Source organism: Martelella mediterranea DSM 17316 (assembly GCF_002043005.1).
In the GTDB taxonomy this organism is placed as follows: Bacteria; Pseudomonadota; Alphaproteobacteria; order Rhizobiales; family Rhizobiaceae; genus Martelella; species Martelella mediterranea.
Window position 1 is genome coordinate 2,456,204 of sequence record NZ_CP020330.1, and the last position, 23,623, is coordinate 2,479,826.

Below are 23,623 nucleotides of genomic sequence, written 5' to 3' on the forward strand. Positions count from 1 at the left end.
TAGTGGCAGGCGTTAATAAGGGGCGACGGGGGTGACACTGGCTGAGAGCGAGGCCGACGGACGCGTGGCGGGCCGGTCGGGCATCCTTGGTTGGATGTTCTTCGACTGGGCGGCGCAGCCCTTCTTCACGGTGATCATCACATTCATTTTCGGCCCCTATTTCGTGGCCTCGCTCGGCGCTGACAAGGTTGCGGGCCAGACGGCGTGGGCGAATGCCGCGACGGTGGCGGGCGTCGTGATCGCGCTCACCGCCCCGCTGGCCGGCGCGCTGTCGGATGCAACGGGCGGCAACAAGCGCTTCATCGGCAGCCTCGCCATCGTCCAGATCGCGGCCCTCTGCCTGCTCTGGCAGGCCGCGCCGGGGACCGGCTATTTCTGGCCGGCGGTCATGATCGTGCTCGCCACGGTGGCCGCCGAGCTTTCGGTGGTCTTCAACGACGCCATGCTGCCCCGTCTGGTCGAGCGGGGCGCGATCACCCGGATTTCCAACGACGCCTGGGGGCTCGGCTATCTCGGCGGCATGATCTTCCTCATCCTGTTCCTGCTGTTCCTGCCCGCCGATCCCGATACCGGCCTCACCATCCTCGGCAATCCGCCGCTATTCGGGCTGTCGGCGGTTGAAGGCGAGCCGGCGCGCCTTGCCGGGCCGCTTTCGGCGCTATGGTATCTGGTGTTCCTGACGCCGATGATCCTGCTGACGCCCGATCACGTGAAAGCCGAGGCGGCGGGAAGGCGGCTGAAGGGCTGGCTTGCGGACTTTTTCGCGACCCTTTTAAGCCTCCGTCGCCGCCCGGCGCTGTTCCGCTTCTTTATCGCGCGCATGCTCTATATGGACGGGCTCAACGGTCTGCTGATCCTCGGTGGCGCGTTTGCCGCCTCCCTGTTCGACTGGTCGATCACCGAAATCGGCATCTACGGCATGATCCTCAACGTCGCCGCCATTCTCGGCTGCTTCTGCGCCGCCCGCCTCGGCCACCGCGTCAGCGCCGGGCGGGTGGTGATCGTCACGCTGTCGATGCTGATTTTCGCGACCCTGGGCGTGGTGTCCACAAGCGTCAACGCTACCGCATTCGGTCTGGTGCCGCTGTCGTCGGCGGATGGCGGGCTGTTCTCGTCCGGGGCGGAAAAGGCATTCCTGTTCTATGGCGTAATCATCGGCCTCGCATTCGGGCCCGTGCAGGCGGGCTCGCGCGCGTTTCTGGCGCGGGCGGTGGATGTCGCTGAATCCGGCCGCTTCTTCGGCCTGTTTTCGCTCACCGGCCGGCTGACGAGCTTCATGGCGACGGCGGGCTTCGCGGTGCTCACAAGCTGGACGGGCTCGCCGAATATCGGCATGGCGAGCCTGCTGGTGTTTCTGGTGGCGGGGCTGGCGCTGTTCGTGCCGGCGGCGGCCGCTGTCAGTGACGGAAGGTCCTGACCCCGGTGAACACCATCGCCACGCCATTGGCGTTGGCGGCGTCGATCACCTCCTGGTCGCGGATCGAGCCGCCCGGCTGGATCACGGCGGTGGCGCCGGCGGCAACGGCCGACAGCAGCCCGTCGGCAAACGGGAAGAAGGCTTCCGAGGCAACCGCCGAACCGCGTGTCATCGGCTCGGGCCAGCCGGTGGCCTTCGCGGCTTCCTCGGCCTTGATGCCGGCGATGCGGGCACTGTCGATGCGGCTCATCTGGCCCGCGCCGATGCCGGCGGTCTGGCCATCCTTGACATAGACGATCGCGTTCGACTTGACGTGCTTGGCGATCGCGAAGGCCATCTTCATGTCTTCCAGCTCGCGGTCGGTCGGCGCGCGTTCTGTGACCACGTTGAGGGCGATCTCGTCGATCATCGCGGTATCGCGCGATTGCACTAGGAAACCGCCGGCAACCGTCTTGAAGTTCATGCCGCGCGCGCGCGGGTCCGGCAGGCCGCCGGTGGTCAGCAGGCGCAGGTTCTTCTTGGCGGCGAGGATTTCACGGGCGGCGTCATCGGCGTCGGGCGCGATGATCACCTCGGTGAACAGCTTGACGATCTCCGACGCGGTCTCGGCATCGAGCGTGCGGTTGAGCGCGACGATACCGCCAAAGGCCGACTGGCTGTCGCAGGCAAGCGCCCGCTTGTAGGCCTCGACCAGCGTCTCGGCCCGCGCCACGCCGCAGGGGTTGGCGTGCTTGATGATGGCGCAGGCAGGCGCCATTTCCGGCGGGAATTCCGCGACCAGTTCGAAGGCGGCGTCGGTGTCGTTGATATTGTTGTAGGAAAGCTGCTTGCCCTGATGCTGGACGGCGTTGGCCACGCCCGGCCGCTTGTCGCCGGTGACGTAGAACGCCGCCGACTGGTGCGGGTTCTCGCCGTAGCGCATTTCCTGGCGCAGCGTGCCGCCAAGCGTCATGTGGCGCGGATTTTCGATCGACAGCGCCTCGGCGAACCAGCCTGAGATTGCGGCGTCATAGGCGGCGGTGCGGGCATAGGCGCGGGCTGCAAGCGTCTGGCGCAGTGCGTAGTGCACGGCGCCGTTGCCGGCTTCGATTGCCTCGCGGACCTCGTCATAATCGGCCGGATCGGTGATCACGGTTACATAGGCGTGGTTCTTGGCCGCCGCGCGGATCATGGCCGGGCCGCCGATATCGATGTTTTCGACCGTTGTCGGATAATCGCCGCCGGCGGCGCGCACTTCCTCGAACGGATAGAGATTGATGACCGCGAGATCGATCCCGGAAATGCCATGTGCGCGCATCGCCGCCTGATGCTCCTCGTCGTCGCGGATCGCCAGCAGGCCGCCATGGACATTCGGATGCAGCGTCTTGACCCGGCCATCCATGATTTCGGGAAAACCGGTGATGGCGGAGACATCGGTCACTTCAAGGCCGGCTTCGGCCAGCGCCTTGTGGGTGCCGCCGGTTGAAAGCAGCCTGATCCCGCGGGCCGCAAGCGCGCTTGCGAATTCGACGATGCCGCTCTTGTCGGAAACCGAAAGCAGCGCGGTTTTCACGATGACGAGATCGGGTGCGGGAATTTTCTTGGAGGCGACAGCCATGGCGATGTCCTTCGGGCGGTCGCTGCGGAGGCCGCAGCGCTGAAATACGGGGATACCTGCGGCGCTTTAGCATGGTGCGCGGCAATTATAAACCGTGCCGAGGCCGCTTTGGCGCGTGTCCACTTATATGAGATCGCCTCAGTCGAGACGTTTGAACTGCCAGGCGATGTCGGCGTGTTCGGCGATCTCGGCGGTGATCACGATCTGGCGCGAGGCCTTGGCGCCCGTGCTTGCGGCAAAGAAGACGTCGTCTTCGAGCTCAGGCGCCATGCCCGGGGCTGTGAACAGCCAGCTTTCATTGTCCGGCGCGGTCATGAAGATCGTGTCGGCGTCCTCCCGCATCGTCCAGATGGACGGATGGAGGTGGAAGCGGATGGTGGCGACATGGCCGTCGCGGGCGAGCGGCAGGGCGTCGTGCGGGCGGCGGAACCGGTCTATGCCGGAAAGCGCATGCCCGTCCCGCGAAAGCGTCAGGCTGCGTTCGCAATAAATCCGGAACCGCGACAGATAGCCGTCATGGCGCATGACGAGACGGTCATCGCCGCGCTCGTCCTCATCCCGTTCAACCGCGATATGGCGCAACCCGCCGAAGGCGACGGGGCCGAGAAAGTCCGAGCGGGAGAACCGGATCGAGGAGTGGTCGTCGATCGTGGCCGTGGAATGGGCGGCGGTGGCGCGCGCCATGCGGGCCGCATCGCTGCGCGGGGAGGCGGGAACGCCGGCATTGACGATGAAGCGGTTCCTGCCCGATGACAGCTCGAAGGCGGTCGCGCCGGCATGGGCGGTTTTCGACAGATGCGCGGAGAGCGGCTTTCCGGCATCGGCGATCAGCACGGTTCCGCCGGCCTCCAGCCGCTGGAAACCGGTATGGGGCAGGGCCTTGAAACCGGCGCTACCGATCTCGTCATAGCGCAGCAATGCGGAAAGCGCGGTCGAGGGCACCCGGCCCGAGCCGTTGAACAGCGCGAGCTCGCCATCGCTGTGGCGGAAGAAATTCAGCGCCGCATAGGCTCGGTCGATGCTGGCGAGCAGGCGTTTGGGTAGCGGCTGTTCGAGATTGATATAGGTCTGCCTAAGCGGCAGAAGACCGAGCAGGAGCCGCAACAGCGCGTCGGGGCAGCGCGAGATATGGCCGCCATCGGGCAGGATCTGGCGGGCAAGTTCGTCATCGAGCCTTTGTCGCGCCTCGGACTTGCGCCGGTCGGAAAGATCGAGGCTGATCGAGGCCATGGCGAGCGTCATGGCGACCTGCAGCTTCAGCTCATCGCGCGCCATGCCGCGATAGCGCCGGCGCAGCAAGCGCTCGTGACGGATGACAGCATCGATGAATCGGCGATAGAAGGCGGCGTCCGCGCCCTTGAGGATGACAGTGGAATGGCAGAGCCAGGCATTGAGCCGCGTTGCGACCGTTTCGGTCGTCCAGCTTGGGCCCGTCCGCGTCCGGTGGCGGCGAAGGAAACTCAGCACCGCGGCGCGCGCGAATTCATTGGCGCTGCTGTCGCGCTGGGTTCTCAAATGCCGGAGCCATCCAAAGCCGGACACGATCCGCTCGAAGGTTGGGCTCGGCATTTCACAGGAAAAGAGCGGTCGGCCTTCCGTCAGCAGCAATTCGCCGGCAAAGGCGAAGCGGCCGGAAACGATGTCCTCACCCTCCAGCGGATCGGCGATGCGCAGATCGGTGGGCGCCACCAGCAATTGCGGCGTTGCGCCGCCGGGCCAGCGCGGCAATGGCAGCGACAAGACGGCCGCCCTGGCGCGCCGGAGGGATTCCTCGGCGTACAGAAAGGCATATCGTGCGATTTCCGCGCCCGGAAAAACCAATTTCAGACCCTTTTTATTTGTTTCGTTCGCCGGAAACCGGCGTGACCCGACCTTACGGGGTAGCGCAAGAGCCTGAACACTTGCTTAACAGGTTGTGTTTCGTCAGTTTCTGCTTACCCGTCTGTCCGTCGGAGCGCGACCGCGTAGAAGCCGTCGAGCCCGGTCTTGCCGTCAAGTTGTGCAGCCGGCGTGGTCCGGATCGCGCCGTTGGCATCGAAGAACGGCGCAAGCGTGTCGGGTCGTCCAGCGGGGAAGGCCGCGCGCTCCGCAGGCGCGCCATCGGCCAGGAGCCGCTCGACGACGGTTTCGCCTTCCAGTGGATCGAGCGAACAGTTGGAGAAGATAACGATTCCGCCGGGGCGCACCAGATCGAGCGCACGCCGGGCCATGGCATATTGCACCTCCGCCAGCTTCTCGATGTCGGAGAAATCCTTGGTCCAGAACACGTCCGGGTGCCGGCGCGCGGTGCCGGTGGACGAGCAGGGAGCGTCCAGAAGGGCGGCGTCGAACGGCACCTCTGGCTGGTATTCCATCATGTCGGCTGCGATCGTTTCGGCGGAAAGCTGCAAGCGCGCGAGGTTCTGCTCCAGCCGCCGGAGCCTGCTTTTGGAGCGCTCCAGCGCGGTCACCTGGCCGCCCTGCATGACCAGTTGCGCGGTCTTGCCGCCGGGAGCGGCGCAGAGATCGATAACGCGCTGGCCCGTGAGATCGCCGAACAGCGTTGCCGGGATCGCTGCGGCGGCATCCTGCACCCACCATTCGCCCTCGGCAAAGCCGTCCATGTCGGAGACCGCGCCGGAGGGCGCATCGAGGCGGATCGTGCCTGTGGAAAAAAGGACCGTGCCGCCAAGCCGCGCCGCCCAGCCTTCCGGATCGGACTTGACGCTGATATCGATCGTCGGCGGCTGAAGCTGGGCGCGGCCGATGGCGTGGGCCGTGTCCGCGCCATAGACGGCGGTCAGCCGCTCCGCGAACCAGTCGGGAATCGGGCTCACGCTTTCGAGTTCGTCCAGGATTTTCGCCTTGCGCCGCGTCATGCCGCGCAGCACGGCGTTGACGAGGCCGGAAAACCGCTTGTTGCGCGGATCGGCATTGGCCTGTTCCACGGCGATATCGACGGCGGAGTGATCGGGCACGTCGAGATAGAGGATCTGCGCGGCGGCGATTGCCAGCACATGCGACAGCGCCCGCGCGCCGCCCGGTAGCGGGCGGTCGAGCAGAGAGGCGATCGCCTGGTCGATCATCGGCTTGTGGCGAAGCGTGGTCAGCACCAGCGCGCGGGTGAGCGCCCGGTCGGCGGGGCCGAGCGCGCGGTAGGCGGGATTGCCGTGTTCGGTGTCGATCATGCCGTCGAGCGGCGTCTTGCGGTCGACCACGGCGGCGAGGATTTTGGAGGCGGCGGCGCGTGCTGCGTAGCCGGGCTTGTCGTTCGGACGGTCCTTATTCGGGGCCGTCCGCTTCATGTCATCATTCAAGACCAGGGACCTTTGAAGGGCGGTTCATTGCCGTTGCCGGTGTTGGGAACCGACTGCGATCTGCGGGTCGCTGTAGCAGGCCGGTAGCTCTGCGTCGAGGTCTGCCCCATGCTTGCGGCCTGATCGCGAAGGGCCGCGATCCGGTTTTCGGTGTTGGGGTGGGTCGAGAACAGATTGTCCATGTTCTGCCCCGAGAGCGGGTTGATGATAAACATGTGCGCCGTCGCCGGGTTGCGCTCGGCGCGTTCATTATGGATCGCCTGGGCGCCGTGATGGATTTTCTGCAGCGCCGAGGCAAGCGCCATGGGATTGCCGCAGATCTCGCCGCCGCGCCGGTCGGCCGAATATTCGCGGGTGCGGCTGATCGCCATCTGCACCAGCGCCGCTGCCATCGGGGCGACGATCATCATCAGCAGAACGCCGACAATGCCGAGCGGATTATCGCGTCCGCGCCCGAAGAAGAAGGCGAAATTGGCGAGCATCGAGATCGCGCCGGCAAGGGTGGCGGTGATCGTCATGGTCAGCGTGTCGCGGTGCTGGACATGGGCGAGCTCATGGGCCATCACGCCCGCAAGCTCATCGCGCGAGAGCATTTTCACAATGCCGGTCGAGGCGGCGACGGCCGCGTTTTGCGGATTGCGGCCGGTGGCAAAGGCGTTCGGCTGCGGGCTGTCATAGAGGTAAACCTTGGGCATGGGCAGGCCGGCCCGGCCGGCAAGCTCGCGCACCATGCCGTAAAATTCCGGCGCAGTGCGTTCGTCGACCTCCTGGGCGCCGTACATTTTCAGCACCATGCGGTCGGAATTCCAGTAGGAGAAAACGTTCATGGCGGCGGCGGCGAAGAAGGCGATCACCATGCCGCTCTGGCCGCCGAGCATATAACCGATGCCCATGAACAGCGCCGTCATCGCGGCGAGCAGCATGGCGGTGCGAACGAAATTCATGTCGAGGTCTCCTGAAGCGACAATGAGGAACTCTTCAGATTGGTTGAAGCTTGCCCTATAATTGGTGCATGGTTGCGCATATATCAATATTGCGGCGACGCAGGGTTTGATTGACGAGAGACGTGGCATGACAGACGGAAACGACGGCAACAGCAACGAAAACGATATCGCCGGCCTGCCATCGGCAGCCGATCTGGCGGCGCTGACGTCGACGCCGGAAAAGCACACCGACGCGCCCGATGCGGCTCTCCGCGACCTGCCCGAGGCTGCGAAACGGGCCCTTTCCGAGGCCGAGGAACGTCGCCGCAACGCCGAGGACGCGGCTCGCAATGCGGCAACCGAGGTCGGTGGCCGTGGCGGGCTCGACCCGGCCCGGTTCGGGGACTGGGAGATCAAGGGCCGGGCAATCGATTTTTAACCATAGGTAAAAATTCCTATTGATGTCACGGAAACAAAGGAATAAATTCCTTTGTCATGAATCGCCTCTTTTTCACATGCGCGCTGGTGAGCGCCGTTTTCCTGTCGCTGCCGCTTGGCGCCGGCGCTGTCGAGATATTCGCCGGGCCGGTGAGCGCGAAGGTCGTGCGCGTTGTGGATGGCGATACGATCGCGGTCGAGGCGCGCCCCTGGCCGGGGCAGATCATCGAGACGCTCGTTCGGGTGCGCGGGGTGGACACGCCAGAGCTTCGCTCGTCCTGCGGGGCCGAGAAGGAAGCGGCCAATATTGCGAAAGACTATGTGATCTCGCTGCTCAACGAGGGCGACCGGGTGGAGCTGCGCGCGATCGCGGGCGACAAGTATTTCGGCCGCGTGGTGGCCGATGTCGGCGTGCCCGAGAAGGGCGATCTCAGCACATTGCTGCTGACCGGCGGCTATGCCGTTCCCTATGACGGCGGCCGCAAGACGCCGTTCGTGTGCCCGTCGTCCTGAGGCTCACGTCGCGTCTGCGTGGGTGAGGATGTTGAGCAGCAGGCCATCGGGATCGCGCACGAAGAAACGGCGCACGCCCCAGGGTTCGTCGGCGGGGCCATAGGCGAGGGCAAGGCCCATCGCCTCCGCACGGGCAAGGGTCTCGTCAAGATCATCGACCTCGATGGAAAGATCGGGCACCGGCGTGCCGGAACCGCCTTCGCTTGCGAAAGCGATCTGGACCTGCGCGCGTTCATCCGACGCCAGGGTGACGATCCAGCCGTGATCCATCACCGGTTCGAGCCCCAGCAGTTCCTCATAGAAGCGGCGGCGCTCCGGGATCGACTGTGTGGCGATGTTGGCGACGATTCGCTTGACGGTCATGTTTCCCCTTCGGCTTTTCCAATTGCGCGCGTGGCCAAAATCCGGTTCAGATCGAAGCCCCTGCTTCATTGAAAAAGTGTAATTTTTCCGGCCGGAATTTCAAGCCGACCTGCTTGCGGCGCATCCCGGCCTCGATCTCCGCGACGCGCACGATCAGGCGGCCGGCGCTGCCGCAATCGACATAGAGAAATGTGTCGGAGCCGAGATATTCGTCGATCTCGACCGTGCCGGTGACCTGTCCCTCGCCGGGGGCCACAACCTCGATATGTTCGGGGCGAATGCCGAGCGATGTCGGCCCATCGCCTGTGCCATCCGGCAGCGCGCCGCCGCCATGGCCTTCGATGGCGTATTTTCCGTCGCCGCCGGTACACGGCAGGATGTTCATCTTCGGCGAGCCGATGAATTGCGCCACGAACAAATTGTCGGGTTTCTCGTAGAGGTCGCGTGGGCTTCCGATCTGCATGATCTTCCCGTCCTTCAGCACCACGATCCGGTCGGCAAGCGTCATCGCCTCGACCTGGTCATGGGTCACGTAGATCATCGTCGTGCCGAGCGTCTCGTGCAGGCGGGCGATCTCGAAACGCATCTCGACGCGCAGTGCCGCATCGAGATTGGACAGCGGTTCGTCGAACAGAAAGCCCTTCGGCTCGCGCACGATCGCGCGGCCAATCGCGACGCGCTGGCGCTGGCCGCCGGACAGCGCCTTGGGGCGGCGGTCGAGATAATCGTCGAGCTTCAGGATTTCGGCGGCGCGGCCGACCTTTTCCTCGATTTCCGATTTCGGGCTGCCGGCGGTCTTCAGCGAAAAGCCCATATTGTCGCGCACATCCATATGCGGATAGAGCGCGTAGGACTGGAACACCATCGAAAGTCCGCGTTCGGATGGCAGTCGGTCGGTCACGTCGTCGCCATCGAGCAGAATGCGGCCGCGGCTGGTCTCCTCGAGCCCGGCGATCATCCGGAGCAGCGTCGACTTTCCGCAGCCCGACGGGCCGACGAAGATCACGAACTCGCCATCGCCGATCTCAAGGTCGATGCCCTTGATGACCTGCAGGTCGCCGAACCATTTTTCCACGTTATCGAGCTTTATGGAGCCCATATCATTCTCCTTCAGCCTGCAGCATGTCGTCGCCCATGGCCCAGGCGAGATGGATGGCCGCCGTCCAGGTGAACAGCTTGCCGCCCAGCCCCTCGCCGGAAAGCGGGTCGAAATATTCGTAGAAGCCGGATTTTTCCACGGCCTTGCGGGTGTCGGCCCGAAGCCGTTCGGCAAGCGCCGTCTCGTCCTTGTCGGCAAGGCCGATTGCGATCATGTAGTTGACCACCGACCAGATCGGACCGCGCCAATAGCGCCGGCTTTCGAACTGCTCGTCGCGCGGGTCCCAGCTCGGAAAACCATAGCTGCAGTTGTCGAGAATGGCGGCGATTTCGGCGACAGAGCGGTTCTGTTGATCCGGCGTGCCGGCATCGGCGTAGAGCGCCATGGCCGAGGCATTGGTGAAGGCGGTCGAGAGCCCGCCAGAGCGCAGGTCCTTGGCAACGAAGCCGCCAACATCCTCGCTCCAGAAGGTTTCGCAGCCTTCCTTGGAATGCTTCAGCCAGCTTTCCGCCTCGTCGCGGATGCCCGGCTCGCCGAATGCGTCGGCGAGTTCGGCAAGGTCGCGGTCGCCGCGCATCAGCGCGAACTGGACGCAGGGGTCGACCATGAAGAACGGGCCGTTGCGGGCGATTTCGAGATGATCCCATCGACATTCCTGACCGAATTTCACGATCGCGAGGTAGCGGTTATACTGCTCCGCAGTTGGCCGTTCGGAGGGGTCGACATGGGTGATGTCGCGGCGCGGCAGGTCGCCGAGGTCTTCGGGCACGGCAACCTCGGCCATGCCGATATCCCAGTCCGGGCAATTGTCGCGGCCGGATTCCCACGGGTGGATGATGCCCACCACCCCGGTTTCATCGGGATCGCGATAGGTGTGGAACCAGCGGTGCCACCGGATGAGCTTGTCGAACAGCGCCTTCGCCCGTGCGCGGTCTATCGCGCCGCCGGTCTTCATCATCGTCAGCATCGCGCTTGCGGCGACCGGCGGCTGGGAGTGGCCGGAGGAGGGAGGGACGGTGTTGGATTTCCACATTTCCGGACCCGGAAAGTAATCCGGGTCGGTCTTGTGGAAGATGATGTGCGGCACCATGCCGTCGGCCCACTGCCCGGAAAACAGCGTCTCGATCTCGACCCAGGCCCGGTCGCGGTCGAAGGTGGCGAAGCCGAGCGCGGCGAACACGGAATCCCATTCCCACTGGTAGGGGTAGAGCCGCGCCGTCGGCACGGTATAGCCGCCCCGGTCGTTCATGCGGAGAATGTCGATCGCCTGCTGCTTGAGGGATGTGTGCATGCTCATCCTTTCACGCTGCCGGCGGTCAGGCCCGCCACCAGGAAGCGCTCGAACCAGAGGAACACGAACAGCACGGGTACGGTTGCAATCACCGCACCTGCCATCAGGTGCTGGCGCGGCACTTCCGAGGAATTGAGCGAGACGACGCCGCGCGAGAGCGTGAACATGTTGATGTCGTCGAGGAACATGAAGGCGAACAGGAATTCGTTCCAGGCGATCATGAAGACGTAGAGCGCGACCGAGGCGAGCGCCGGCAGAGCGAGGGGAAGCGTGATCTTCATGATCACGCCAGGCCGCTTCAACCCGTCCATCAGCCCGGCCTCCTCCAACTCGGACGGCAGGCCACGGAAATAGCCCTGCAGCATGTAGAGCGCGACCGGGATGGTGGTCGCCGGATAGACGATCATCAGCCCGAACAGCGAGTTTCTGAGGCCGATCTGGGAAAAGGCCGAATAGAGCGGGATCACCAGCACGATGGCCGGCACCATGTAGATCAGCAGGATCGAGCGCGACAGGAAGTTCTGGCCGGGAAACCGCAGTCTTGCCACCGCATAGGCGCCGGGCACCGCGAACACCAGCGTGATCACGACGGTGGCGACCGAGACGATCGCCGAATTCATCAGGAACGTGCCGAAATGATAGGTGGTGAACAGCTCGATATAGGAGCTGAACAGGCCGGAAAGCCCCTGCGACAGATCGATCGAAAGATCGAGCGGGTTCGCGACCAGCGATTGCTGGCTCTTGAAGCTCGTCATCACCATCACATAGAAGGGCAGGGCCACGACGATGGTGAACAGCGTCAGCCCCAGCCCCTTCATGAACCGCAGGAACACGACTTCCAGATGATAGCGGCCGATATTGCCGGCTGGCTGGTCGTGGAGGACGGCGATAATCGACCAGGTGAGCGCCGCGATGAAGGCGACGAGCGCCACAAGCTGATAGAGTGTGGTGTAGAGCAGCGACAGGCCAAATGGCTCGCCGAAGGTCACGAGCATCAGCACCGCGAAGATGGCAATGACAATGACGGCCTGAAGCCTTGTGCCGCGCGCTTTTGGCCGGTCCCGGGTCTTCACCGGCGACAGGATGTAGATCGCCGCGCCGATCGCGCCCGCGAGCGACGCCACCCACACCTGCGGCGCGCTGGGCTCGCCGGCGAACAGCGTGTAGATCAGGCCGATGACGACCATCCAGACCGCGCCCCAGAAGGCCCCGACAAGGATGGCGGCGATGAAACCGGTTCCGATACGCATCATCCCTCGTCCTGCGGTGAGAATTTGAAGAACAGCAGCGCGAATGCCAGAAGCACGACGAACACCACCACCGCGACCGCGGCACCCGCGCCGAGATTGGAGACGGCGAATGCCTGTTCATAGACATCGACCGTCAGCGTGCGCGTTCCCGCAGCCCCGCCGGTCAAGAGGAAGATGTCGTCGAACTTGTTGAAGGTCCAGATGAAGCGCAGCAGGAACAGCACCGCCAGAATGCCGACAAGCTGCGGCAGCGAGATGTACCAGAATTGCTGTAGCGGCGTCGCGCCATCGATCTCGGCCGCTTCGTAGACATCGGTCGAAAGCGCCTGCATGCGGGCCAGAATGAACAGGAAGGACAGCGGGAAATAGCGCCATGCCTCGAATGCGATGACCGTCGTCAGCGCCACCGGGAAATCGAAGGTGAAGCCGAACACCGAAATCGGAATGTCGCGCTGACCGAAGAAATCGATCGGCGTGCCGATCATGCCGGAGCGTACCAGCAGCGCGTTGAGCGTGCCCGAATAGGGATCGAGCAGGATTACCCAAGTGAAGGCGACGGCGATGACGGGGGCGACATAGGGAAACAGGAACAGGCCGCGCAGCGCGGTGCGGCCGCGAAAGCTCTGGTTCAAAAGCTGCGCGGCGAACAGGCCCAGAACCAGCGCGCTCGCCGTGCCGAAGACGGTGTAATAAAAGGTGACGCGCAGCACCTTCCAGAAATCCGGCGAGGAAAAGATGCGCGAGAAATTGTCGAGCGTGAACTCGAAATTGGTCAGGATGTTTTCCGCGCTGCCGAAGGCTGCCGGGTCGCTGTCGCGCGGGTTCACCGGCGTCTGCAGATAGGCGGTGTCGGCGATCACCTGAAGACGGATGCTGTCCCGGAATTTCGGCGGCAGATCGCCAAGCGTGCAGCTCACCTGCCGGTCCTCGACCACGCAGCGCTCATCGACGCCGGTCACCGTCAGGCCATCGGGCACGATGTCGACGAAGCCAGCCTCGTAGATCGAGGCATCCTGAGAGGTGTTGCGCAATCGGTATTCGAGTTCGACCGCATCGCCGGCGTTTTCGATATCGCCGCGAATGCGCTCATTGATGTTGAGCTGCGGCGGGCGCAGGTCGGAAAGCTGAACCGGCTTGAACGAGATCCAGAAATTGGCGATCAGCGGCATCAGCACGACGGCGAGCACGATCAGGAAGGTCGGCGCCAGCATGGAATAGGCAAAGCGCATCTCGCGCCTGGCCATGCGGCCTATGGTCTTCGGCGGCCCTTTCGGCGTCGGTTCGGTTGTGTCTGTCATGCAATCGGTTCCGGAGATAGGGTCGACCGGGCGACCGTCAAAGGCCGCCCGGCGGTTTTGCCCTCAAGGGAAATCAGTTGATCGCCCCAAGCTCCGAATTGAGCTTCTCGACGGCCTGCTGACCGTCGATCTCGCCGTCGATATACTGGCGCACGACCTGATTGATGATCTGGCTGTTGATCATCTTGGAGGCGAGCGCGAGCTGGCCTTCCTTCACACCCCAGCGATTGGCGGTTTCAAGACCAGTCACGATCTTGTCCACCGTCGCTTCCGGGTAGAGATCGGCAAGTGGGGCCTTGCGATCAACGCCGACCGGCAGCGTCGCCCATTCCTCGACGAACGCTGTGGGTTCATCCGCGGTGCCGCGACGGACCGGGAACTTGCCTTCCGGCGCCATCGACAGCGTGCTCATATAGCCCTCATCCATCGAGAACTTGATGAAGTCGGCGGCGACATCGATATTGGCGTCCGCGGTCACGCCGAGATAGCGGATATCGGCCCAGGCCGCACCATCCGGATTGGAGGGGCCGGAGAAGGTGGTAACGACATCGGTCTTCTGCGCCAGTTCGGTGGAGGTCGGGTCGTCATTGATGGTCGGCGGCGCGCTGTCGCGCAGGCCCGCAAGCTCATCGAGGATGAAGGGCGACCAGATGATCATCGCCGCCTTGCCGTCGAAATAGAGCGAGCGCGACTGGTCCCAGTAGAGTTCGCCGGCGGGCGATGCATCGGCCAGCGTCTTGTAGAATTCCAGAACCTCGATCGTCTTCGCCTCATCCAGCGGCTTGAAACCGTTTTCATCGACCGGCGTCACGCCGTTTGCGAGGAAGACATGCTCCAGCACCTGGCTCATATAGTTGTCGTCGATCTTGGTGGCGGCGACGAAGCCGTAGATTTCCGGCGGATTGTGAAGCGCCTCGATCGCTGTTGCGATGTTCTCGTAGGAATCCGGCGCGGCAAGGCCGTTCTCGTCGAACAGATCCTTGCGGTAGATGATCATCTGCGTCCAGCCATCGACTGGCACGGCCGCGGTCATGCCCTCGAACTGCGCCATTTCGATCGCGCCGGGCGCGAAGGTGTCGATGCCGAGATCGTTGACGATCTCATCGTTGATTTCGACGTCCAGAATGCCGGCTTCGGCCCAGGGCAGGACATATTGCACGGTGTGGTAGATCACGTCGGGAAGGTCGCCGGCGGCAAAGGCGGCGGTGGCGCGGGTGCCGAGATCGGTCTCGGTTACCGGAATGACCTGAACCTCGTGGCCGGTCGCTTCCTGGAAGGCGTCGGCGATTTCCTGCTGCTTGGCAAGGCGCTCCGGCTGTTCCTCGGTGGTCCAGAAGCGGATCGTATCGGCCTGCGCCATGGTTGCGGTGCTGGCGGAAAGCGCCAGAGCGGCGGTCAGTTTGCTCAAAGTCGACATATAAGTCCTCCCTCATTTTCAACCGGCGGCGTGCCGGTGCCGAACTCCTGCGGGGCAAAAATGCGATCGACCGGGGCGGCCCCTGTCCCGGTGTCGTTGGCAAAATCCATCATATGCGGCCCGAAGCACCGGGTCGGCGTTTCGCTTTGAAAAGCAGACTTCACCGAAGGTGAAGCACCCTCCCTAACGCGTTGGGCGCGTCTTTTGTTGCACAAAAAATACGCCTGACCGCTTCTTAGGCAAAAATGTAGCGCCGAAAGCGACACGGGGTCAAGACGCGGCGGCATTTCGGCCCTTTGCCACTTTGGTCTGATGGGGCTTGGGACCGACGCCCGCGCGAGGAACAAAGCCACGGGCCGCACGTTGGCTCACTGTCTATCCACGCAAAACAGGATTGGGGAACGTCGTATGGTGAAGGGCGCGAGATGGCTGAAACCGCTGGCCCGCACGGGCTATTTTGCCCGGGGCATGGTCTACACCATCATCGGACTGTTCGCGTTGCTGGCCGCCATCGGCTCCGGCGAGAACAAGGATACCAAGGGCGCGCTGGAGACACTGCTGGGCCAGCCCTTCGGGACGGTGCTGATTGCGCTGTTGATCATCGGTCTTGTCAGCTATGCGGTCTGGCGGCTGTTCCAGTCGGTCATGGATCCCGATGAGCACGGCACCAAGCCGACCGGGCTTGCCGTGCGCGCCGGGCTTCTGGCCAGCGCCTTCACCTACACGCTGCTCGCCTTCTATGCGCTGTCTCTGATTGCGTTTTCAGGCTCCGGCGGCGAAGGCGGCGGGCAGTCGCCGGCGCAATATATCGCCGGTTTCATCGGCTCGCGGCCCGTCTCGCTCGGCCTTGCGGCGATCTTCGCCGGCGTTGCGATCGCCCATTGGGTCAAGGCGGTCAAGCGGAAATACGCCGATCACCTGAGGGCGTCGGAAGAGGTGATGGCCTATGTCCATCCGATTTCGATCGCCGGGCTGACGGCGCGCGGCGCCGTGTTCGCGATTTTGTCGGTCATGTTGGTGTTTCGCGGCCTCACCGCCGACGATGCCTCCGGCACGCCCGGCATCAAGGAGGCCATGGAGTTCATCCAGGGGCTCCCCTTCGGCGCCATCCTGCTTGCCGCCATGGGCGCCGGCGTCATCATGTTCGCCGCCTATTCCTTCGCGGAAGCGATCTGGCGGGAGATCAATATCGAGGATGCTTGAGGCGGGGGAGGCCTCTTGTTCTCTGAAGAGCAACTATCGGAGACCGGAGCGTCCGTAGCTCGCAGTTTGCCGCCAAAGCTATCCTTTCTACGGGCGTCATCCTCGGCCTTGTGCCGAGGATCTAACCACGCTCCCACACGAGCGGCGTTGGCGTCTTGTAATAGGTTGTATTCTAACTGACTTTTCGTCCGACACGCTTGTCGTGTTGATACGTGCTTAGATGCTCGGGACAGGCCCGAGCATGACGGCGGTGAGTGGGGCGAGCTTGGCCAACATTCTGAAAGCATACACGCTCTATTTGCTTTCGAACTCGGTCGGCGCGGTCTCGCTGAGAAGGTCGCCGCGGCCGCGAGACCGGCGCTCCCGTTCCATGCGCCGCTGGAGGCTGGGGTCGATATCGGTGTTTTGCGGAATGCCCGTTTCTTCTCGGACCTTTTTGGGAGCGGGTTCAACCGGCTTTTCCTCGGTGCCGGAGAAACCGGAAAGCGCCGATTTGAGGTCGTCATCGTCGAAGCGCAGGCGATAGATCGGCTCCGGCAGCGAGAAGCCGTTGGACTCGAGCGCGCGTTTCACCAGCCGCATCGCCTCGGACCGCGCCTTGGCCCAGTTGGTGCTGCTCTGGTCGATCCAGCCGACGAAATAGAGCACTACATTGGAATCGCCGAGTTCCTCGATCCAGGCATCGGCTTCGGGGTCATCGAGAATGAAGTCCTGCCCCGCGATGGTTTCAAGCCCGATCTTCAGGGCCAGGTCGAGATCGCTGTCGGCGCTGACGCCGAGTTGGAAGGTGAAGCGGCGCTGCGGATTGACGGTATAATTGGTGATCGCGCTCTTGAACACGGTGGCGTTGGGAATCCGGATGTGATTGCCGTCGACTTCCATCAGGATGGTGGCGCGTGAGGTCAGGCTGATGACGAACCCCTCGAAGGCATCGATCTTGACGAGGTCCTTGGGCCGGAATGGCTGGCGGATGGAAAGCAGGATACTTGCAATATAATTCTCGACCGTGTCGCGCACCGCAAAACCGACGGCGAGACCGACAATGCCGGCAGCGCCCAGCAGCGTGCCGAGCAGGGCGGTTGCGCCGAGAATATCGAGCGCCAGGACTCCGCCGATCACGAAGAACACGATCCGGACGACCTGACGCAGAAGATCGGCGATGAAGGCGTTGGGCGCGATCCGCGACCACGGCCAGCTTCGCGATGCGAGATAGAGGCCGAAAACGATGACGATGACGCAGACGACGAAGGCCACCAGCAGCAGCGGCAGGTAGCTCAGCGCCTGTGCGGCCCGGTCTTCCAGCCTGTCATAGACCGGCTCCAGCCGTTCGCCGAGCGAGGTTTCCACCATGATCCGGCCATTGACGGCGACGACGCCGTCAAGGCTGCCGGCAAGCTCCCTGGCGCGGCTTGCAAGCTGGGCCTCCTGAACTTCGCCGCCAAGCGTGACAACGCCATAGTGCACGGAAACGTCGACCGTCGACAATCCCTCGATCTGGCTGAAAATGCCCTCAAGCCGGTTCCGGATCGCGGTGTCCGCGGTGGCATCGGCATCGCCCGGCACAGTCCGCGCGCTCTCTGCCTGCGTGGGTTGTTGCGCCAATTGTGCGAGAGAGGGAGACGCCGGGGAGAGCAGGATCAAAGTTGCAATCGCCAGGCGTCGGAGAAGCGTGACGCATCCTGCGGTGCGTCCGCCAGTGCAAAACGACAAAAACCCGCGGGCGCGCCGCGGGAGGGTAGGAAAAAGGGCCCGGTGCGGGCCCTTTTTTGTGGCGTTGACTGCCATGCTTACGGCTGCGTGCGGCGGAAGAACGGGCCGCGGAAGGCCGAGATCGCAATGCCTTCGTCGCGGTGGTTGCCGCCGGCAAGAGCCGCAAACCATGCGCCTGCCGCACCGAGAACAGCGCCGGCGCCGGCCGCGAAGGCGGTGATCGTGGAGGCCGAATGCATCAGCTGCATCATTTCGGCGCTCACGTCCGGATCCGCAGCGGCAGGGGCTATCGCGGACGAGATCGCCGCCGAAAATCCGGCCGCAAGGCCCATCGCCACGGTGGCGAGCGCCCAGACAACGATGCCGTGAATGCCGTCGCGGAATTCGCTCTCGTCCGCGGTGCCATCGCCGAAATGCGAGCGCATGCGGCCCGCGACGTAGCCGCCGGCGCTGGCGCTGGCGAAGGGGATGAGAACCAGCCACAGGCCGACGAGGAAGATCCCCCAGGTGAGGCCGTCTTCAAGCGTAGGGTCGGCGGTTGCGAGACCGATACCGGCGCCGAACTGCGTCAGCACCACGGTCAGCGCGCCGGCAACAACTGCGCCGGCGAAAATGGCGCCCCATTCGATGTATGAAACGCCCGGCCTTGCGGCGGCGGTGGTTACGGGTTTGTGATCAATATCACTCATGATCACGCCAGCCCAAGAACGGACAGGATGAACATGACGACCACGATCAGTCCGACGAGATAAATAATACCACTCATTTTTCTGCTCCGATTGAAATTGATATCCGGTACAACGGCTTGACGCCGCGAACGTTCCGCAACCGGCCTGTTTTTTCAGGTCGGCGCATCGATCCCAGGTCGTGGCTGGGCTCGGGAACGGCCTTTTTCGAAGGGAGAAAGTCGGAAATCTGCAAAACGCCCGTGGACCGGGGCGGAGAGTTTCGCCACTTTGCGGCTGAGGAAAGCACTATCGGGAGAACAATGAAAATGTCGCATCGCCGCCTGCGTTCACAAGACTGGTTCGACAATCCGGACCACGCGGATATGACCGCGCTCTATCTCGAGCGGTTCATGAACTACGGCACCACGCCGGAGGAACTGCGCTCCGGCAGGCCGATCATCGGCATTGCCCAGAGCGGCAGCGACATTAATCCCTGCAATCGCCACCACCTCGATCTCGCGCGCCGGGTGCGCGATGGCATTCGCGACGCCGGCGGCATCCCGATCGAGTTTCCCTCCCATCCGCTGTTTGAAAACTGCAAGCGCCCGACGGCGGCGCTCGACCGCAATCTCGCCTATCTCGGTCTCGTGGAGATCCTTTACGGCTATCCGCTGGACGGGGTGGTGCTGACGACGGGTTGCGACAAGACCACGCCCTCGGCGCTGATGGCGGCGGCCACGGTCAATATCCCCGCCATCGTCTATTCCGGCGGGCCGATGCTCGATGGCTGGCATGAAGGCGAGCTTGTCGGCTCCGGCACGGTGATCTGGCGGTCGCGGCGCAAGCTTGCCGCCGGCGAGATCACGCGCGAGGAATTTCTGGAAGCGGCGCTCGATTCCGCGCCGTCGGTCGGCCATTGCAACACGATGGGCACGGCCTCGACGATGAATGCGCTGGCCGAAGCGCTCGGCATGTCGCTCACAGGCTCGGCGGCGATCCCGGCGGCCTATCGAGAGCGCGGTCAGGTCGGCTATCGCACCGGACGCCGCGCGGTGGAGCTCGTCAACGAGGATATCCGTCCGCTCGATATTCTCACCCGCCCGGCCTTTCTCAACGCGATCCGCGTCAATGCCGCGATCGGCGGATCGACCAACGCCCAGCCGCATCTGGCGGCGATCGCCCGCCACGCTGGCGTCGAACTGAAGCCGGAGGACTGGCAGGACTACGGTTACGACATACCGCTGCTCGCCAATGTCCAGCCGGCCGGCAAATATCTCGGCGAACGGTTCCACCGCGCCGGCGGCGTGCCCGCGATCATGTGGGAACTGTTGAAGGCCGGCAAGCTTGATGGCGGCGCGCCGACGGTCACCGGCGCGACCATGGCCGACAATCTCGAAGGGCGCGAGGCGGTCGATCGCGAGGTGATCCTGCCTTACGACAGGCCGATGCAGGAGCGCGCGGGCTTTCTGGTGATGAAGGGCAATCTCTTCGATTTCGCGATCATGAAGATGAGCGTGATTTCCGATGCATTTCGGCAGCGTTATCTGATGGAGCCCGGCCATGAGGGCGTGTTCGAGGGCAAGGCCGTGATCTTCGACGGCTCGGAGGACTACCACGCCCGCATCAACGATCCGGCGCTTGATATCGACGAGCGCACCATATTGGTCATCCGGGGCGCCGGGCCGCTCGGCTGGCCGGGCTCCGCCGAAGTGGTCAACATGCAGCCGCCGGATCATCTCATCAGGAAGGGCATCACCAGCCTGCCGACAATCGGCGACGGGCGCCAGTCCGGCACGGCCGACAGCCCATCCATCCTCAATGCGTCGCCCGAGAGCGCTGCGGGCGGCGGTCTCGCCTTCCTGCGCGACGGCGACACGATCCGCATCGATTTCAACCAGGGGCGCTGCGACATGCTGGTCGATGACGCCGAATTGGAGAAACGCAAGGCCGAGGGGCTGCCGAAGGTGCCGGACGACGCCACGCCGTGGCAGCGGCTCTACCGCCAGACCGTGACGCAACTCTCCGACGGCGGGACGATCGCCGGCGCGGACGAGTTTCGCGATATCGCCCGCCGCCCGCCGCGCCACAATCACTAAGCGCGCGCAAAAACCGGGCGAGGGTTAAAAAGCAACCATGAATACGGTATCTTTAGAAATTGCGGATACAGCTATTGACAATCGCGCTGTTGCCTTTTTCCGGGGCGGGACAGCGCATTAGGCAAGTTTGCCGTTGAATATGGCCCGGTCGCGCGGGCGATGCGGTTGACGCGAAACTTTCAGAGTGTGTTTTCCGGGCGCGAAATTGGCTTCCGGATGTTGAGACCCAAAGGAGGGTCATGTGGTACGAGTAAGCGTGTTTGGCATCGGCTATACCGGCACCGTTTCCGCGGCCTGCCTCGCCGAGCAGGGTCATCAGGTGGTTGCGGTCGATATCGATCCCGCCAAGGTCGCCTCCATCAATGCCGGGCGTACGCCGATCGTCGAGGAACGTCTCGATGAGCTGGTTTCGACCAATCACGCTGCCGGCAGGCTGTCGGCGACCACGGATATCGCCGAGGCCATCCTGAACACCGATGTCTCGATCGTCTGTGTCGGCACGCCGGGCGAGGATACGGGCGCGATCGGGCTTTCCTATGTCACGGCGCTCTGCCGGTCGATCGGCGCGGCGCTGGTGGAACGAAAGGGCCATCACAGCGTCATCCTGCGCTCCACGCTGGTGCCGGGCACGATGGAAAGCGTGTGTGTGCCGGAGCTTGAACGCGCCTCGGGGCTGAAGGCCGGTACGGATTTCGGCGTCGGCTATTTCCCGGAATTCCTGCGCGAGGGCACCGCGGTCGCGGATTACTTCGAACCGTGCCTGATCGTCTACGGCGCGATGGATGATCCGACGATGGCGATGCTGCGCGAGCTCAATGCGAGCCTGCCGGGCGAACATCACGCCGTCGACATGAAGACCGCGGAGATGATCAAATATACCAGCAATAGCTGGCGCGCGACCAAGATCACCTTCGCCAACGAGATCGGCAACATCGCCAAGAGCGTCGGCGTCGACGGCCAGGCGGTGATGAAGATCCTCTGTTCGGACCACGAGGTGGCGATGTCGCCCTATTTCCTGCGCCCGGGCTTCTCCTTCGGCGGTTCATGCCTGCCCAAGGACCTGAGGGCGCTGCGCTTCCTCGCCAATTCCAACGATGTCGCCGCGCCGCTGCTGGAAGGCGTGCTGGAGGCCAACGAGAACCAGATCGCCCGCGCCGAGGCGCTGGTGAAGCGGTTTGAAGGGCGCACGGTCGGCATGGTCGGCATCAGCTTCAAGCCGGGCACGGACGATCTGCGCGAAAGCCCGCTGGCGGCGCTCGCCAGCCGGCTTCTGGATGGCGGCTACGAGGTGAAGATCTACGATCCTTCCGTCAAGGCTGCCTATGACGAGGGCATGAGCGGGGCGGGCCGCGGCAATGACAGGATCGGCGATCTGCCGGAAAGGCTCGTCGGTGATTTGAAAGACCTGATAGCGTTGTCAGATATCATCGTGGTCGGCCATCGCTACAAGGAGGCCGTCGCGCCGCTTTCCGCGCTGATCGGCGACAAGCCGATGGTCGATCTTGCCCGCATCGCGCCGGGCGTGGTCACGGGCGATGCCTATGAGGGGATCTGCTGGTAGGAACGGGATGCTCTATCATATCCTCTACATATGCACGGCCGTGAATATTGCGCTGTTCGCCGCGCCGAACGTCGTCGGCAAGTCCGGCACGCTCGCGCTGACGATCGGGGTGCTCGGCATCTGGCGCTATTCGTGGGGGATATTGAATTTCATCCGCGCGAAATACTACATGCGCTTCGCCTTCCCGCGCCGCCGCAGGCGGGCCGAGGCGCTCTATGCGCTGCAAACCTATCGGGCGCATGCCTTCTTCCTGGTGACCACCTACAAGATCGATCCCGCGATCACCGCGCCGGTCTATCGCTCGATCTTCGAGGCGGCGCGAAACTCCGAGGGCGGGGCGACGATTGTCGCCTCGGTCGTCGATGCGAGCGATATCCGCCTGATCAAGGCCGTGTTCGCCGGTTCCGATGCAAGCCGCGGCGGTTCGGTCTCGCTGGTGTTCGACCGGATTGCGGGCACCGGCAAGCGCGATGCGCTGGCGACATCGCTGCGCACCATCAGGCGTCTCAATCCGACGCGTCACGACATGATCTTTCTGGTCGACGGCGACACACGGGTGCCGGCGTCCCTCGTGGCCAAGTCGGCGCCTTTCTTCACCGACGAGAAGATGGGCGCGCTCACCTCCGACGAGGTTTCCGATGCGACCGGTGGTCGGCTTTTCCAGGACTGGTTCCACCTGCGGTTTGCCCAGCGCCAGCTCATGATGAGCTCGATGGGGCTCAGCGAACGCGTGCTGACCCTGACGGGGCGCATGTCGGTGTTTCGCGGCGACCTTGCGACCCAGCCCGGCTTCATCAGCGGCGTGCAGCACGATTTCATCGATCACTGGCGCTTCGGCCGGGTGAACTTCCTGACCGGCGACGACAAGTCGACCTGGTTCTGGCTTCTGAAGCACGGCTACAAGATGGGCTATCTGCCCGATGTGAAAACCGTTTCGGTCGAAACTCAGCCGCGCGACAGCTTTTATGATTCCGCGATTGTGCTGATGCGGCGCTGGTTCGGCAACACGCTGAGGACCAGCAATCGCGCGCTGGCGCTGCCGGCGAGCCGGATCGGCTATTTCACCTGGTGGTCGATCCTGGACCAGCGCATGTCGATGTGGACGACGCTTGCCGGGCCCTGCGGCATGCTTCTGGCGGCCTATGTCTTCAATCCTTACGTCTTCCTCGCCTATCTCGCCTGGGTCATGGCATCGCGCTACGTGATGTGCACGATGATCTCGACTTTCCGGGCCGGCGGGTTCCCGGTCACTTACCCCTTCCTTCTCTATTTCGGCCAGATCGGCGGGGCGCTGGTCAAGACGTACGTGCTGTTTCGCCTCGACCGGCAGAAATGGACCCGCCAGAACACCGCAACCGGAACCGCCCGGCAAGAGAAGGGCTTTCTCGGATCCGACGGATTTTCTTTGTATCTTCATGCGCTCGCAGTAGCATGGCTGATACTGGGCATGATCTGGTTCGTTGATATTTCGGGCGCATAGGAG

The 23,623-nt window shown here is 63.6% G+C and carries 19 protein-coding genes; 7 read left to right on the plus strand and 12 right to left on the minus strand.

The window, feature by feature from the left end; genetic code table 11:
* Positions 1-31: 31 nt before the first annotated feature.
* Positions 32-1,417: an MFS transporter gene (locus tag Mame_RS11505; RefSeq protein ID WP_328286097.1), complete on the plus strand. Its 1,386-nt coding sequence runs from the start codon at positions 32-34 to the stop codon at positions 1,415-1,417.
* On the opposite strand, the gene purH is transcribed toward Mame_RS11505, so the two are convergent.
* The 4 genes from purH to htpX form a co-directional block, all read right to left on the minus strand.
* On the minus strand, positions 1,398-3,014 hold the full coding sequence (purH, locus tag Mame_RS11510; protein WP_018063782.1) for a bifunctional phosphoribosylaminoimidazolecarboxamide formyltransferase/IMP cyclohydrolase: 1,617 nt from the start codon (positions 3,012-3,014) through the stop codon (positions 1,398-1,400). The two genes, Mame_RS11505 and purH, sit on opposite strands and share 20 nt — an antisense overlap.
* A 138-nt stretch (positions 3,015-3,152) precedes the next feature.
* Positions 3,153-4,754 carry a heparinase II/III family protein gene (locus Mame_RS11515; RefSeq protein WP_155122089.1) on the minus strand — a complete coding sequence of 534 codons (1,602 nt, stop codon included), beginning with the start codon at positions 4,752-4,754 and terminating at the stop codon, positions 3,153-3,155.
* 194 nt (positions 4,755-4,948) lie between these two features.
* Positions 4,949-6,316, minus strand: coding sequence for an RsmB/NOP family class I SAM-dependent RNA methyltransferase (locus tag Mame_RS11520; protein ID WP_026173295.1), 1,368 nt, complete (start codon positions 6,314-6,316; stop codon positions 4,949-4,951).
* On the minus strand, positions 6,307-7,254 hold the full coding sequence (gene htpX, locus Mame_RS11525; RefSeq protein WP_018063779.1) for a zinc metalloprotease HtpX: 948 nt from the start codon (positions 7,252-7,254) through the stop codon (positions 6,307-6,309). The genes Mame_RS11520 and htpX overlap by 10 nt, the downstream gene beginning before the upstream one ends.
* 127 nt (positions 7,255-7,381) lie before the next feature.
* Here htpX and Mame_RS11530 point away from each other — a divergent pair, with 127 nt between their 5' ends.
* Together Mame_RS11530 and Mame_RS11535 are read left to right on the plus strand one after the other, a co-directional pair.
* Entirely contained in the window at positions 7,382-7,672 is a 291-nt protein-coding gene (locus Mame_RS11530) for a DUF1674 domain-containing protein (RefSeq protein ID WP_079920996.1), read from the plus strand.
* Positions 7,673-7,728: 56 nt separating this feature from the next.
* Positions 7,729-8,184 (plus strand): thermonuclease family protein, encoded by a 456-nt coding sequence (locus Mame_RS11535; RefSeq protein WP_018063777.1) that lies wholly within the window; start codon positions 7,729-7,731, stop codon positions 8,182-8,184.
* A 3-nt stretch (positions 8,185-8,187) separates the two neighbouring features.
* Here the strand turns inward: Mame_RS11535 and Mame_RS11540 are convergent, their stop codons facing one another.
* From Mame_RS11540 to Mame_RS11565, 6 genes are all read right to left on the minus strand, one after another.
* Complete coding sequence (locus Mame_RS11540) at positions 8,188-8,547, minus strand: VOC family protein (protein WP_018063776.1); 360 nt, start codon at positions 8,545-8,547, stop codon at positions 8,188-8,190.
* 46 nt (positions 8,548-8,593) lie between these two features.
* Positions 8,594-9,646 carry an ABC transporter ATP-binding protein gene (locus Mame_RS11545; RefSeq protein ID WP_018063775.1) on the minus strand — a complete coding sequence of 351 codons (1,053 nt, stop codon included), beginning with the start codon at positions 9,644-9,646 and terminating at the stop codon, positions 8,594-8,596.
* 1 nt (position 9,647) lies between these two features.
* Positions 9,648-10,937: an MGH1-like glycoside hydrolase domain-containing protein gene (locus tag Mame_RS11550; RefSeq protein WP_051085079.1), complete on the minus strand. Its 1,290-nt coding sequence runs from the start codon at positions 10,935-10,937 to the stop codon at positions 9,648-9,650.
* Positions 10,938-10,939: 2 nt separating this feature from the next.
* Positions 10,940-12,187, minus strand: a complete 1,248-nt coding sequence (locus Mame_RS11555; RefSeq protein ID WP_026173293.1) for a carbohydrate ABC transporter permease — start codon at positions 12,185-12,187, stop codon at positions 10,940-10,942.
* Positions 12,187-13,485, minus strand: a complete 1,299-nt coding sequence (locus Mame_RS11560) for a carbohydrate ABC transporter permease (RefSeq protein WP_018063772.1) — start codon at positions 13,483-13,485, stop codon at positions 12,187-12,189. The genes Mame_RS11555 and Mame_RS11560 overlap by 1 nt, the downstream gene beginning before the upstream one ends.
* A gap of 73 nt (positions 13,486-13,558) precedes the next feature.
* Positions 13,559-14,902 (minus strand): ABC transporter substrate-binding protein, encoded by a 1,344-nt coding sequence (locus Mame_RS11565; RefSeq protein WP_018063771.1) that lies wholly within the window; start codon positions 14,900-14,902, stop codon positions 13,559-13,561.
* Positions 14,903-15,310: 408 nt separating this feature from the next.
* Between Mame_RS11565 and Mame_RS11570 the strand changes: the two genes are divergently transcribed.
* Entirely contained in the window at positions 15,311-16,105 is a 795-nt protein-coding gene (locus Mame_RS11570; protein WP_018063770.1) for a DUF1206 domain-containing protein, read from the plus strand.
* Between the two features lie 294 nt (positions 16,106-16,399).
* Here Mame_RS11570 and Mame_RS11575 read toward each other — a convergent pair whose 3' ends face one another.
* Positions 16,400-17,668, minus strand: a complete 1,269-nt coding sequence (locus Mame_RS11575) for a mechanosensitive ion channel family protein (protein ID WP_018063769.1) — start codon at positions 17,666-17,668, stop codon at positions 16,400-16,402.
* 224 nt (positions 17,669-17,892) lie between these two features.
* Positions 17,893-18,504 (minus strand): hypothetical protein, encoded by a 612-nt coding sequence (locus Mame_RS11580; RefSeq protein ID WP_018063768.1) that lies wholly within the window; start codon positions 18,502-18,504, stop codon positions 17,893-17,895.
* A gap of 299 nt (positions 18,505-18,803) precedes the next feature.
* Between Mame_RS11580 and Mame_RS11585 the strand changes: the two genes are divergently transcribed.
* The 3 genes from Mame_RS11585 to Mame_RS11595 all read left to right on the plus strand — a co-directional run bounded on the left by Mame_RS11585 (position 18,804) and on the right by Mame_RS11595 (position 23,620).
* Positions 18,804-20,579, plus strand: coding sequence for an IlvD/Edd family dehydratase (locus tag Mame_RS11585; protein WP_051085078.1), 1,776 nt, complete (start codon positions 18,804-18,806; stop codon positions 20,577-20,579).
* A 241-nt stretch (positions 20,580-20,820) separates the two neighbouring features.
* The gene (locus Mame_RS11590) at positions 20,821-22,140 is read left to right on the plus strand and encodes a UDP-glucose dehydrogenase family protein (RefSeq protein WP_026173290.1); all 1,320 of its coding nucleotides are present in this window, start codon (positions 20,821-20,823) and stop codon (positions 22,138-22,140) included.
* Positions 22,141-22,147: 7 nt separating this feature from the next.
* Positions 22,148-23,620 (plus strand): glycosyltransferase, encoded by a 1,473-nt coding sequence (locus Mame_RS11595; RefSeq protein WP_018063765.1) that lies wholly within the window; start codon positions 22,148-22,150, stop codon positions 23,618-23,620.
* The last annotated feature ends 3 nt before the right edge of the window (positions 23,621-23,623 follow it).